Origin of the sequence: Pseudanabaena sp. 'Roaring Creek' (assembly GCF_001402795.1) — a bacterium.
Lineage (GTDB): Bacteria > Cyanobacteriota > Cyanobacteriia > Pseudanabaenales > Pseudanabaenaceae > Pseudanabaena.
In genome coordinates this window covers 1-14,401 of sequence record NZ_LIRE01000738.1, presented here as the reverse complement: position 1 = coordinate 14,401, position 14,401 = coordinate 1, and the positions used below count along the sequence as shown (strand labels likewise).

Here is a 14,401-nt window from a genome sequence, read left to right as displayed (position 1 = left end):
TATGTATATGTATAGAGCTGTCGTACTAACCCATAAACCCCAAGAATTGACTGGCGGCGCGAAGCGCCGCCAGTCAATTCTTGGGGTTTGATTTGTCCTAAGTCAAGTGACTGTAGCTATAAGTAATACCAATGCGCTGACGCGAGACTGTTTGAGCGTAAAGGGCTGAAATTACACCTTGCTTATTAACGACTAATGGCGCTTTGATTGACTCTTTGGCAGTTTGAGCACTTTTTGAGAGATCTACGGGATGATTGCGTCATTTAATTTGCCGCTGCGGAAACCTTCTAAATCTAAGGTAATCGCCTTAAATCCATACTCGCGAAAAACCTTTGTTAGGTCGCCGATCGCCATGACATTTATAAATTCCTGTAAGCGATCGCTTGGCACTTCCACCTTGGCGACATCTCCCATCGATCGCACTCTGATATCACCTTTCCAGCCACGATCGCGGAGATATTGTTCGGCGTTACCTACGCGGCGCAATTTTTCGATCGTTATTTCCTCACCGTAGGGAAATCTTGAGCTTAAGCAAGGTTGCGAAGGTTTATCCCACCAAGGCAACCCCAAATATTGCGATAACATCCGTACTTCTATTTTGCTAATGCTTACTTCCGCAAGCGGCGATCGCACGCCGCGTTCTTTCGCCGCCTGAATTCCTGGACGATAGTCTTGCAGATCGTCCGCATTTAAGCCATCAACCACATAACCATAGCCCATCGTTTGGGCGAGGGGTTTGAGTTTGTTGTGGAGTTCGCTTTTGCAGAAATAACAGCGATTAATCGGGTTAGATGTGTAGTTCGGATTATCCATCTCATCGGTTTGGACAGTTTGATGCTTAATGCCGATGAATTCCGCTTGTACCTGTGCCGCAATTAGATCGGCTGGCAATAGGGAGGGGGAGTTCGCGGTAATGGCTAGGGCGCGATCGCCTAAAACCTCAAAGGCAACTTTCGCGACAAGGGTACTATCAATACCGCCCGAATAGGCAACAAGGACTTCTGAGGATTCTCGGAAAATATGGCGTAAGCGATCAAGCTTTTCTGACAAGGTGTTACTTAACATAACCTGTTTAATGTTTATTGAGTTCAATACTAGGACATAAACCCCAAGAATTGACTGGCGGCGCTTCGCGCCGCCAGTCAATTCTGTTCTAAGCCAAGGGACTGTAGCTAGGCATAATTAATTACAAACCAAAGCCCGTAAAGTTGCGCCCCTTAGGGGCGCAACTTTACGGGCTTTGGTAATTTATTTTGTACAAGTACTCAAGTACTTATAATCGCGATCGTAGCGATTTTATAAAGCTTAAAAGCAAGCCTAAGGATTGGCGTTGCTTTGCAACGCCAATCCTTAGGCTTGCTTTTGGATGATGAGCCTCATACCTGAGCCTTGTTTCTAAATCATTAGGGGATCGTCATATAATCATTTATATTAAAAAGAGCTTCAAAACGAGTGAATGCTCTGTAGTTATTGATTTTATTAATGTTTACATGGTTTATCTAGAGACTTTTTGAACTAAAGTTAGGCATAAAAGCCTTAACATTTTTTTAATTTTCGTAATTATTTATACATTTACCAATAGCTTACCTAGCTTAAGGTAAAATTTTTCTACGTTTTTTATGGGGATAGGAATGTATACCAAACCAACTAGCAAAGTTGTTAAAGAACGCAGGGAATATAACACATGGGTAGCAAATGAGACCTTAGAAGACTATTCTCTTCGCTACGCTCCAAGATCATTCAGGAAATGGTCGGAATTCCTAGTTGCAAATACTGCCTTAGGTGGTACTTCTTTTTTGGCATTAGAGGCAATAGGGGGGTCACTATTGCTAAGCTACGGGTTTGCAAATTCCTTTTGGGCAATCCTAGTCGTCGGGGGCATTATCTTTCTGTCGGGAATACCGATCGCCTACTATGCAGCTAAATATAATATTGATATCGATCTACTGACTAGGGGCGCAGGGTTTGGGTATATCGGTTCGACTATTACCTCGCTAATTTACGCTTCTTTTACATTTATTTTCTTTGCGCTTGAAGCCGCAATTATGGCTCAAGCCTTACAGCTATACTTTCATTTGCCGCTGGCACTGGGCTATATTCTCTGCTCTGTAATTATTATCCCGATTGTTTTTTATGGAATTACGCTGATTAACCAGTTGCAGCTTTGGACGCAGCCAATTTGGTTGGGATTGATGATTACGCCTTTCCTTTTTATCATTAACAAAGAGCCCGATGCAATTTCTAACTGGGTAAATTTTGCAGGTAACTCTCCTAGTGGGGCTGCTTTTCATCCGATCCTCTTTGGAGCCGCCGCAACGGTATCTTTTTCATTAATTGCCCAAATCGGAGAACAGGTAGATTATTTACGATTTTTACCAGAGAAACAAGAACATAATCGGGTGCAATGGTGGCTTGCTGTTATTTTGGCGGGACCTGGTTGGATTGTTTTGGGGACAGCAAAGCAATTGGGAGGCGCTTTTCTGGCATCCTTAGCCATTAATCATGGGATTACGGCTACCCATGCGAAGGAACCAATCCAGATGTACTTGACGGGCTTTGCCGATGTATTTACCGATCCTCGGGTCGTTTTATCCGTGGCAACCTTATTTGTATTGGTATCTCAGATCAAAATTAATGTAACCAATGCCTACGCAGGATCGTTAGCATGGTCAAATTTCTTTTCTAGACTGACTCACAGCCATCCTGGACGGGTGGTATGGCTGATTTTTAATGTGTCAATTTCTTTGATGCTAATGGAATTCGGTGTATTTGAGACCCTAGATATTGTATTGGGACTCTATTCTAATGTGGCGATCGCTTGGATTGGCGCAGTAGTCGCCGACTTAGTAATCAATAAACCTTTGGGAATTAGTCCCTCCTATATCGAGTTTAAACGGGCTTACCTCTATAACTTTAATCCTGTGGGCTTTGGCTCCATGGTTATTGCTTCGATTATTTCGATCGTTGCCTTTGTGGGTTGTTTAGGAGCCTATGCCCAAGCCTATGCCCCTTTTCTGGCGATGGGAATTGCTTTTGTGCTCTCACCCATCATCGCGATCGCCACTAAGGGTAAATACTATATTGCTCGTCAAAACGTTTATCGATCGCAAAAGATCGATCCGCGTACGCTGATCTCTTGTAGTATCTGCGAACAAAATTACGAACCTGCGGATACAGCCTATTGTCCTGTCTACGATGGGGCAATATGTTCGCTTTGTTGTAGTCTTGATGCGCGTTGCCATGATGGTTGTAAGACTAACGATGATGATATTGGCAGCTTGACCTTAGCGATCGCCCGTACAGTTTTTTCCAAAAAGTTTTCCCCGCAGTTAGGTGTAAGACTGGTCAGGTTCACAGGTATATTCCTACTGCTCTTAGGCATTGCCGCAGTGGTGTTTGGTTTGGTTTACTACCATAGCATTCTGAAATCGCCAACTTTCCCCATTAATTCCAGTGCAGACTTTCTCGGGGTTTTATTAGAGCTATACGCCCCTTTATCTGTCTTAATTGGGATGGGGACTTGGTTGTTAGTCCTCAGCGAAGAAAGTCGAGAATTAGCAGAAGCGGAACTAGATCGCCAAAATCTGCAATTACAACAGGAGATTGAGGAAAGGCAAAGGGTTGAGGAGGCGATGCAACTGTTGACCTCGGAGCTTGAGCATCGAGTTGAGGATCGTACTAAGGAATTGTCTGAAGCGATCGGTAGTTTGAAGCAAACCCAAGTGCAGCTCATTCAGACGGAAAAAATGTCCAGTTTGGGACAGCTTGTGGCGGGAGTGGCTCATGAAATTAATAATCCCGTGAATTTTATCTATGGAAATCTCGTCCATGTTGGAACCTATACACAGGATTTATTAAATTTGATCGGACTTTATCGCAAGTACTACCCTCATCCTGAACCAGAAATTCATCAGGAAGAAGAAGCGATCGATCTAGAATTTCTCATGGAAGATTTACCCAATATCCTCTCATCTCTAAAGGTAGGTGCAGAAAGGATTCAAAAGATAGTTATTTCATTGCGTAATTTCTCGCGGATGGATGAAGCGAATTTAAAGCCTGTCAATATCCATGATGGTATCGATAGTACGTTAATGATTTTGCAATCTCGGCTTAAAGCCCGTCCCGATCGCCCAGCGATCAATGTGATTAAGGAATATGGCGATCTCCCTGAAGTTGAGTGTTATGCGGGACAGCTCAATCAGGTATTTATGAATATTCTCTCTAATGCCATTGATGCGATCGAGGAGAAACTGCTCGATCTCTCGCCGATGGAGGTCAGTCAGAGCGTCAGCACGATTAAAATCCAAACGGAAATCGATCGCAACTGCTATGCCAAAATTACGATCGCGGACAATGCCAAAGGTATTCCGCCAGAAGTTCAGAAGCGGCTGTTTGATCCATTCTTTACGACCAAACCAGTCGGCAAGGGGACGGGGATGGGTTTATCGATTAGCTTTCAAGTGGTTAAAGAAATTCACAATGGAATTTTGCAATGTAATTCTGAAATGGGTAAGGGTACCGAATTTATTATTGAAATTCCCATCGATCAAAAAGCCGTTAAGGCTTGACCCAAAGATGGTTGCGGCGCTTTGCGCCGCAACCATCTTTGTCTAGATTTGTTTAGTATGGAAAAAATTGGGCTTCGACTTCGCTCAGCTAGCGGTATATGCTGGCTGAGCGAAGTCCAAGCCTCTCACAACTCATTGATAGGATTGCTATTAGCTACAGTAACTTGCCCTTAGGACAAATCAAACCCCAAGAATTGACTGGCGGCGCAAAGCGCCGCCAGTCAATTCTTGGGGTTTATGTCCTAGAATACTTGGCGATAGCTATGGCGACAGCTATATTAACGAGCTAAGGAAATTGCGACGGCGCAAGCCTTTAATTCTGGTTGTTTTGAGTCGGGATCCGCTTCCGCATGGGTGAGCGCATTGGCTTCCGCATTATCTGCCCAGAGTGCGCCCCAATGCATGGGCACAAAGAGTACGCCACGGGAAATCCTCTCGGTCACCAGTGCGGGAAATTTGGAAGCGCCCCGTCGCGATCGCACTTCTACAAGATCGCCAGCATTGATGTTGAATTTTTCCGCATCCTGAGGATGGATTTCGATAAAGGGATGGGGATGCATCTGGCGGATTTTGTCAATGCGTCCCGTGCGGGTCTGGGTATGCCAATGTCCGTAGAGCCGACCAGTGGTCAATATAAACGGATACCGTTCGTCAGCGGTTTCAAATACCCCTTGGGAATGATAGGCTCCAAATCTTGCTTTGCGATCGGGCGTATGAAATTGTAAATCACCGTAGAGACGTTTATTGTGTAAGCGATCGCCTTCAGGGTTTTGCTCTGGAGCCTGCCATTGGATTGCCCCAAGAGCCGCGAGCTTGGCATGGCTGATTCCCGTCATGTCACAGGGGCGATCGCGGGTGATTTGCACAAATTCGGAATGCACCTCGGCGGAGGTTTGAAAGTCAAACTTATCGGCAAAACCAAGGCGACGACCAACTTCTGCAAAAATAGCCCAGTCATCACGCGCTTCGCCAAGGGGAGGATGAAAGGCTTGGCAGAGGGTAACGCAGCGCTCGGAATTGGTCATCGTGCCTGTTTTCTCGCTCCACTGGGTGGCAGGCAGAAGAATATGGGCATAGGTCGAGGTTTCGATCGGATCATAGGCATCTTGATAAATGGTAAAGGGCGATCGCCTGAGCGCCTTTTTGGTTCTCTCTAGATCGGGAAAACTGACGGCGGGATTAGTCGCCGCAATCCAGAGTAAGCCCACTTCATCCGCTTCGAGCCCGCAAATCATGTCCCATGCCGTGCGACCAATGCGATCGGAAATCTGTCCTGAAGGTAATCCCCAAAATTTTTCTAACTCGGAGCGATGCTGAGGATTTGCCACAAAACGATACCCAGGTAATAGATTTGCCAGTCCTCCTGCCTCCCTTCCTCCCATAGCATTAGGTTGTCCCGTCAACGAAAAGGGACCCGATCCCGCTTTACCAATTTGGGCGGTTAGTAAATGCAAATTAATGATGCATTGGACTTTGGCAGTACCCTGAGTCGATTGATTAACACCCATCGACCAAAGGGATAGAACTCTGGGCGAATCAGCCCAATATTGCGCCGCTAGATAAAGATCGTCAATATTGATGCCACAACGACGCGCCACAAATTCGGGCTCATAGATCTGGATAATATCGGCAAACTCGGAGAACCCCGTCGTATGGTTTTCGATGAAATCGCGATCGCATTTTCCCCATTGCACCAATAGGTGGGCAAGACCATTTAAGAGATCGATATCCGTTCCTGGCTGAATCGCCAAGTGGAGATCGGCGACCTCCGCAGTTTGAGTGCGGCGCGGATCGACGACAACGAGCTTAACCTGAGGATTTTTCTTGTGATGGCGGCGAAAGCGATTAAAAATGATGGGATGGCATTCGGCAGTATTAGTGCCGATCGCAAATAAGCAATCGGTCATATCCAAATCTTCATAGCAGCAGGGGGGACCATCTGCGCCAAAGCTTTTAACATAGCCAGAAACGGCGGAAGACATACAGAGCCGCGAATTGGCATCAAAGTTATTCGTTCCCAAACAACCCTTAAACAACTTTTGGGCAATGTAATAATCTTCGGTTTGGAATTGTCCCGATCCATACATACAGAGAGCATCAGCGCCTTTAGTGGCTAGTACCTGCTGAATGCGATCGACGATCGCATCTAGAGCCTCGTTCCAACTCACTTGGCGAAACTCCGCATCAAAGCGATCGCGCATCATGGGGTGCAGTAGCCGATCTTTTTGAATGGATTCGGCAATGGTCGCTCCCTTGACACAGACCATGCCTTGGCTAGAGGGATGGGCGCGATCGCCTCTGACTTTAAAGCGATCGGCAAAATTAGCATGGGGGGGAGCGACGGTTTCAACAATTTCTAACCCGCAACCGACTCCACAGTATGGGCATAGGGTTTTGATGGTTTTGGGCGGAGCGATAGAAGGACGAAATGCAGTCATAGAGAGATCTTTAACTATTGGCGAACCGCTACTTTTTTGGTGGCAAAACCTTTAACGGGGTCGAAATAGCTGGCTTCGGTAAATTGGGAATAGGGCATAGATCGCAAGGCGGCGATCGGATCCTGAGGATCGAATATCGATCCATCCGCTAAAACGATCGGCTCCCCGTCCTCCTCAACAATTGGTAGTTCTAACTCCTTTGCCGCTTGCTGATAGACATCCTTTGCCAGTAAGTTATCAATTACCTCGGCATGATTCTCAGGGAAATTAACTAACCCCCAACGCGCCATTTGGGCTAGTACCCATAGCTGTTCCTTATGGGATGGCATATTCCCAACGCCAAATTGACAGAAATCCTGCTCATATTTCGCTTCCATCGTACTAACGCGATAGGGACCCGCAAACCCAGGACGAATATAAACGGGGTCGAGATTGAGGTATTCGTTTTTTGCCAAGGTCAACACAACTTCGTCGCGATTTTCTAAGGGTTTGCAAAATTGCGAGGCTTCCAGCAATGCTTTGACGATCGCTAAATGGGTATGGGGATACATCTCCGCCCAATCTTTGCGAACGCCTAATACCTTCTCAGGATGACCGCGCCAAATATCGAGATCGGTGGCGACCACGAAGCCCGCATTGGTATTTACAGCCCGAACGTTCCAAGGTTCGCCGACGCAGTAACCGATGATATTGTTGGCGATCAGGTTGGAAACCATCTGGGGTGGGGGAATGACGATCGCATCGACATCGCGATCGGGCTCGATCTGACCGCTGGCTAACCAATGACGCAGCATTAAGTTATGCATTGATGCGTGATGCACCATACCCATTGCTGGTCTATAGGCATCTTCATACTTGGCAATATAGGTCTTGAGGGAAGCGAGATCGGTTACGCCTTCCTCTTGAAGTTTATGGCTGAGAGTAATGGCATTGCCATTGCGGTTTAAGGTCAGCGAGGTCACGATGGGAACGGGGGTGCGATTACCCATACCTAGGGCGATTGCTAGGGGCATACCCGTAACCATCTGTGCTGCGTCCAAACGTCCTTCGCGAATTCCCTCGGCTAGGTCATTCCAACTCGTTTCCTTGGAGAGTTTGACATCTAATCCATATTTAGCAAACAGCCCCTTCTCTTGTGCGATCACCAAGGGAGCGCAATCGGTGAGAGGAATATAGCCGATGGTAAGATTGGTTTTCTCAATACTCCCAAGACTGATAGCTGCGTTACTCTTGAGTTTCGCTTTTTCTAGTTTGATCTGCTTTTGGCGATCGAGGAAGTTCACTACTTCGCCCCGAAGCCGATAGTAATTGGGATGATTGACGGATTCCAAGCGTTTGCGAGGATGGGGTAAATCGACGGTGAGAACTTGACCGATTTTTGCTTCGGGACCATTGGTCATCATGATGATGCGATCGCTCAGCAGTAGCGCTTCATCAACGTCATGGGTGATCATCACCGCCGAAATTTTATGCTCGTCACAAATCTGCATTAATTTCTCTTGCAATCGACCTCTGGTGAGCGCATCTAAAGCCCCAAAGGGTTCGTCTAGCAATAGAATTTTGGGCTTAATCGATAAGGCGCGAGCGATTCCCACCCTTTGTTTCATTCCGCCCGAAATCTCTCTTGGATATTTCTCAGCGGCATGACTTAATCCCACCAGATCGATATTTTCTTGAATGATGCGACGACGTTCCGCCTTCGGTAAATCCCGCAAAACGCGATTGACCGCCAACCCAATGTTCTGCCTTACCGTCAACCAAGGCAATAATGAATGGTTTTGGAACACTAACATGCGATCGGGACCTGGTTCGCGGACTTCCCTGCCCTCGAGGACAATGCCCCCTGTACTCGCCTTGTCTAACCCAGACAAAATATTGAGAACCGTGGACTTGCCACAGCCCGAATGTCCAATGATGGAGACAAATTCTCCCTCCTTCATCTCAAAGTAGACATCTTTGACGGCAACGTAGGGTTCTCGGTTTTTGGTTTTAAAAACGCGACTGACGTGATCGATTTCTAGGAATGTGGACATAGTTAATTATTCAGGCTAATTATTCAGGTTAATTATTCAGGTTAATTATTCAGCCTCATCGGCGAGGGCAAAGCGGTTATACAGAAATTCCAAAATGTAATTGCGGAGGGTGTAGTAGCGAGGATCGTCGGCGATCGCTTTACGATCGCGAGGACGGGCAAAGGGAACATCGATAATTTCGGCAATATTGGCGGCGGGACCATTGCTCATCATCACGATGCGATCGGCGAGGAAAAGTGCTTCATCAATCTCATGGGTAATCATCAGCGCCGTAACGCGATTTTTGCGCCAAATGGCTAAGAGTTCTTCTTGCAGCTCTTCGCGGGTCATGACATCTAAGGCTCCAAAAGGTTCGTCAAGGATGAGAACTTCTGGACGGATGGATAATGCACGGGCGATCGATACTCTCTGGCGCATTCCGCCCGAAAGCTCCTTCGGCTTTTTGTGCATTGCTTCGGTTAAGCCAACTAGCTCTAGAGCCTCATGAGCAATTTTGATTTTTTCCTCTTTAGACTTGTCTTTATACACCTGCTTAACCGCAAGATAGACATTCTCAAAGGCGGTCATCCAAGGGAGCAAAGAATAGTTTTGGAATACCACCATGCGATCGGGACCTGGGCGAAGAATAGGACGAGATCGCAAGCAAATTTCGCCAGAAGTCGGTCGGTTAAAACCAGCTATCATATTTAAAAGAGTTGATTTGCCGCAACCTGAATGCCCAATCACGCAGATAAATTCACCTTCATAGATGGTTAAATTCACATCTTGGAGAACGGTGTAGGAGCCTTTCGGAGTTGGATAGACCTTAGAAACTCCATCGATCACTAAAAAGGGATCTTGATGTATTTGATGGTTATTATCGGTAAGATCGAGAGTCTGCATGGGAAGAAGGAGTTTAAGGGAAAGAATAATGTGTCAAGGGGAGCAGAGATTTAATCGCTAAGCATCTGACTGGGCAACGAGTTTGCTTAGGTAATAAACGACCTTATCAAGCATGAAGCCCACTAAGCCGATATACACCAAGGATAGAATCAACTCACTGCTCTTTTGGCTGTTGTAGCTATCCCAGATAAAGAAGCCGATGCCTACACCACCCGTCAGCATTTCGGCGGCGACGATCGCTAACCACGATAGCCCGACAGCAATCCGCAAGCCTGTAAAAATATAGGGTGCTGCCGAAGGCATCAGGATCGTAATGAAATAATCAAACTTACTCAAACGCAGTACTCGCGAGACGTTACGGTAATCTTGGGGAACCTGTTGCACGCCCACGGCGGTATTCATGAGGATCGGCCAGATGGAAGTTACGAAAATCACAAATAGGGCGGCGGCTTCGGTGACATCAAGTCCTATGGACTTGAGCGATTCATTTACTCCTTGAAAGGCGGACATGGCGATCGGTAACCACGCCAGTGGTGGAATTGTGCGAAGTACTTGAAAAATCGGGTCAAAGGCTCGATAGAGAAATACATTTGTGCCGATCGCAATGCCGAGGGAAATGCCGATTAATGCGGAAGCGGTATAACCGATCGCCACGCGCCGCAAACTGACCATGGTTTTCACGCCCAGTCCCTTCTCAATGGTTAGTTTTTCCTTCAGTTCTTTACGGGCGGGGCTATCGACTTTATCCTTGGCGCTAACATCATAAACATCGCGATCGAAGAATGGATGCCAAATATATTCTTGAGTTTCCTGCCATACCTTGCTCGGTGGTGGAAGCGGTGGCGTTTTCCCCGAACAGAGCATTTGCCATATACCTAACAGAAACACCAAAGCTAGTAATGGGGGAATTATGTAACGAGCCTGTTGTTGCAGCCATTCGCCAATGTAGTTAGCCGTAAATTTAGAACTTAAGCTCCCTGTCGCCATTTGGATATATCCTTGATAAGTTATAAGTTTAATAATGATGACAAGGGGCTTTAGCCCCTTGTTTTTGGGAATAGATGGAATGATGCGAGATGAAGATTTGGACTATGCTTTCTTGATCTTGAGCCCTTTGAGATATTCACTGGGATTTTCAGGATCGAACTTGACTCCATCAAAGAATGTCTCAACTCCACGGGAAGTACTCTTAGGGATATCGGCTTCTTTGCCGATCGCTTTAGCCGCTTCCTTCCATAGATCTTCGCGATTGACCTTATCGACCAATTTCTTGGCATCAGTCTCAGCATCAAGATAGCCCCAGCGCATATCTTCGGTCACAAACCAAATATCGTGGCTCTTGTAAGGATAGGAAGCAGAATCCTTCCAGAACTTCATCGCCAGATCGGGATTGTCGAGGGTTCTGCCATCGCCATAATCAACCTTGCCTTGGAGTCTACCTAAAATTTCGGCAGGAGGAACTTTTAACCATTTATCCGCACCGACGATCTTACACATCTCTTCTTTATTTGCGGCTTGTTCGCACCAAACTTGAGCTTCGAGAACTGCGGCAAGGATAGCTTTAGCCGCCTTGGGATTCTTGTCAACCCAGTCAGCACGAAGTGAAAAAGCCTTTTCGGGGTGATCTTTCCAAAGCTCGCCAGTAATAAGGGCACTATAGCCAGAATTCTGTGCAACTAGACGGGCATTCCAAGGTTCTCCCACACAGAAAGCTTGCATGTTGCCAGCTTTCATGTTGGCAACCATTTGTGGTGGTGGAACGACAATCGTATTGACATCTTTGTCTGGATCGACTCCATTCGCCGCAAGCCAGTAACGCATCCACAGATCGTGGGTTCCACCAGGAAAAGTCACCGCACATTTGACATCCTTGCCTCCAGCCTTGATTTTGGCAAAACTTTCCTTGAGAGAATCGCTCTTGAGGGTGATTTTGAGTTCTTTAAAATCATTAGCGATCGATATCGCTTGACCGTTGGTATTGAGCCTTGCCAAGATATACATGGGCACTTTTTTGCCATTGGTGATTTTGCCTTCCGTGAGTAAGTAAGGCATTGGCGACAAAATATGCGCTCCGTCAATACCACCAGCGTCCGACCCAAGGGCAATATTGTCGCGTGTAGTTCCCCAAGAAGCTTGCTTGAGAACTTCTACATCCTTCATGCCATACTTCTCAAACAAGCCTTTTTCTTTCGCGATAATTAGAGGCGCAGCATCGGTAAGGGCAATGAATCCTAATTTTGCTTTCGTAACTTCAGGTGCACCAGCGGCACTTACTGATGCGGTTGGCGATTTACTCGCTGAGGGGCTAGCCGCGCTGGTGGTTTCGGTTTTCGGTGCTTCGCCACCCGTACAGGCATTTAAAGCGATCGCACTAACAGTAGACAGCCCTGCGGTGGTTAAAAACTTGCGACGAGAGAATGTACTCATGGATTTCCTTGATTTCCTTAAATTTGATGACTGGTAAATTTGATGACTGGTAAATTTAATAACTGAGTGGGACTGAATGTAATCCTGAAATAATTTAGAACTGCCTTAACTAGCTAAGAATTAACTAAGAACTAACTAAGATCAATTCCGCCGAAGGTTGGACGATCGCTTGTTGCTTAGGGGTTGCACCGAAGTTTTCCATTAAGAGCTTACCGACGACTTCTCGCAGATCTTCACAGGGAACTTTTTCCATGACACATGTGCCGAGATGGGCATCCTTGCCGACCTTGCCACCCATGTAAATATCAACGCCATCGACAACCTTGCCATTCTTGCGAGTTTTACAACCAGTAAAACCGATGTCGGCAACCTGTGGCTGAGCGCAAGAGTTGGGGCAACCACTCCAATGGATGCGTACCACTTTAGGAAGATCGTAATCTTCGGCAAGCTGATGGGTAAGGGCAAGGGAACGATTTTTTGTTTCCACGATCGCTACTGGGCAAAACTGATTCCCCGTGCAGGATACCAGTCCCCGCATGAGGTTGTTCGGCGCGGCAGGGAACTTCTGAAGTATGGGCTCTTGCAGAAGTAGTGGAACTTGGCGATCGCTAACATGGGTGATCAGCAGATTTTGCTCGACCGTAAGACGGATATCGCCATTGCCGTAAGTATCGGCAAGACGAGCGAGTTCGTACAGATCGGCAGCATACATGCGCCCTACGGGAATTTGGAACCCAACGTAATTTAATCCCTCTTGCTTTTGCGGGTGAACGCCGATATGGTCGCGTTTTTCCCATGAGATCTCATCTTTAGCCGCAGCCGTTGCTAAAGACTTACCCATCTGCTTCTCAACTTCTAGACGGAATTTTTCAATTCCCCACTCATCAATGAGATACATCAGTCGAGCTTTTTGTCGGCTTTCGCGCAGACCATGATCGCGAAATACGATGAGTAGGGCTTCGCAGAGCGCAACCACATCCTCAGGAGGAACCCATACATTAAGAGGCATTGCCGCCGCAATCCGTTTCGCTGAGAAGAATCCACCTACGAGAACGTTAAAGCCAAAGGTTTCGGAAGAGTCTTCTTTAAATGCAGGAATAAAAGCGAGATCGTTGATCTCCGCATGGGTAGAATTATCACGACAACCAGCGATCGCAATATTAAATTTCCTAGGTAAGTTCGTAAAGGCGGCATTGCCTTCACCATTATTGGTCAATAGGTTCTGAACTTGGATGGCGAGCTCGCGAGTGTCATAAAGCTCGTTGGCATCAATACCCGCCACAGGTGACCCCGTGATATTCCGAATATTGTCCATCGCTGACTGGACGCTTGTCAGACCGACAGCGCGAAACTTTTCAAACATCTCAGGTACATCTTCGATCTCGATGCCGCGCATCTGGATATTCTGACGGGTGGTAATATCCGCTACGCCATGGTCGCCGCACTTCTCAACTACGGAAGCAAGGACACGCATTTGATCGCTGTTCAACAATCCATTGGGAATTCGCATCCTGACCATAAAACGCCCAGGGGTGCTTTTACGAAAAAATACGCCTAGCCATTTCAGGCGGTGCTGTAAATCGTCATCGTCGATCGCTTCCCAGCCAATTTCCGCGAAGCGAGCTATTTCGGCTTTAATCGCCAGACCATCCTTGACAGCTTTGAGGTCTTCAATTTTATTTGCCATGTTTATTTGCTATTTGCTGTTTCCTTGGCTCATTCTCGAAACTTTATATTGGGGCGATCGCTGTTGGAGCAAAATCCCAAATTCCTAGTTTTCAAGCGCTATTGCGACTTTGTATGGGCTTTACACTACTTAACGTTTCGATCCCGCTTCGTATAGGAAACTACATATTTTTCAATATTATTTAATAATTGCAATGATTTGATGCGGTTAACGCATCATGACTTCCTCATTTAGAGTTTGGTAGTGATAGCGATAGCTATAGCCAAATAAGTTAAGACATAAAACCCAGAAGAGTGTTGCGGCGCTTCGCGCCGCAACACTCTTCTGGGTTTTGTTTTTGTCCTAACATAACTGGCTACTGCTATA

General features: G+C 46.6%; 9 protein-coding genes. 2 read left to right on the top strand and 7 right to left on the bottom strand.

Annotated features, from left to right (window positions below):
* Positions 1–243: 243 nt before the first annotated feature.
* Positions 244–1,065: an ATP-dependent sacrificial sulfur transferase LarE gene (gene larE / locus AC805_RS21695; RefSeq protein WP_055077337.1), complete on the bottom strand. Its 822-nt coding sequence runs from the start codon at positions 1,063–1,065 to the stop codon at positions 244–246.
* A gap of 566 nt (positions 1,066–1,631) precedes the next feature.
* Here larE and AC805_RS21690 point away from each other — a divergent pair.
* Together AC805_RS21690 and AC805_RS21685 are read left to right on the top strand one after the other, a co-directional pair.
* Positions 1,632–4,568 (top strand): ATP-binding protein, encoded by a 2,937-nt coding sequence (locus AC805_RS21690; RefSeq protein ID WP_055077336.1) that lies wholly within the window; start codon positions 1,632–1,634, stop codon positions 4,566–4,568.
* A gap of 98 nt (positions 4,569–4,666) precedes the next feature.
* Positions 4,667–4,858, top strand: coding sequence for a hypothetical protein (locus tag AC805_RS21685; RefSeq protein ID WP_055077335.1), 192 nt, complete (start codon positions 4,667–4,669; stop codon positions 4,856–4,858).
* On the opposite strand, the gene AC805_RS21680 is transcribed toward AC805_RS21685, so the two are convergent.
* The 6 genes from AC805_RS21680 to AC805_RS21655 all read right to left on the bottom strand — a co-directional run bounded on the left by AC805_RS21680 (position 4,847) and on the right by AC805_RS21655 (position 14,035).
* Positions 4,847–7,006 (bottom strand): molybdopterin oxidoreductase family protein, encoded by a 2,160-nt coding sequence (locus tag AC805_RS21680; RefSeq protein ID WP_055077334.1) that lies wholly within the window; start codon positions 7,004–7,006, stop codon positions 4,847–4,849. The genes AC805_RS21685 and AC805_RS21680 overlap by 12 nt on opposite strands.
* Before the next feature lie 14 nt (positions 7,007–7,020).
* Complete coding sequence (locus tag AC805_RS21675; RefSeq protein ID WP_055077333.1) at positions 7,021–9,039, bottom strand: nitrate ABC transporter ATP-binding protein; 2,019 nt, start codon at positions 9,037–9,039, stop codon at positions 7,021–7,023.
* Between the two features lie 45 nt (positions 9,040–9,084).
* Entirely contained in the window at positions 9,085–9,921 is an 837-nt protein-coding gene (locus AC805_RS21670) for an ABC transporter ATP-binding protein (protein ID WP_156341529.1), read from the bottom strand.
* 57 nt (positions 9,922–9,978) lie between these two features.
* Complete coding sequence (ntrB, locus tag AC805_RS21665; RefSeq protein WP_055077331.1) at positions 9,979–10,908, bottom strand: nitrate ABC transporter permease; 930 nt, start codon at positions 10,906–10,908, stop codon at positions 9,979–9,981.
* Between the two features lie 102 nt (positions 10,909–11,010).
* Positions 11,011–12,348, bottom strand: a complete 1,338-nt coding sequence (locus AC805_RS21660) for a CmpA/NrtA family ABC transporter substrate-binding protein (protein WP_055077330.1) — start codon at positions 12,346–12,348, stop codon at positions 11,011–11,013.
* Between the two features lie 124 nt (positions 12,349–12,472).
* Entirely contained in the window at positions 12,473–14,035 is a 1,563-nt protein-coding gene (locus tag AC805_RS21655; RefSeq protein ID WP_055077329.1) for a ferredoxin--nitrite reductase, read from the bottom strand.
* Between the last annotated feature and the right edge of the window lie 366 nt (positions 14,036–14,401).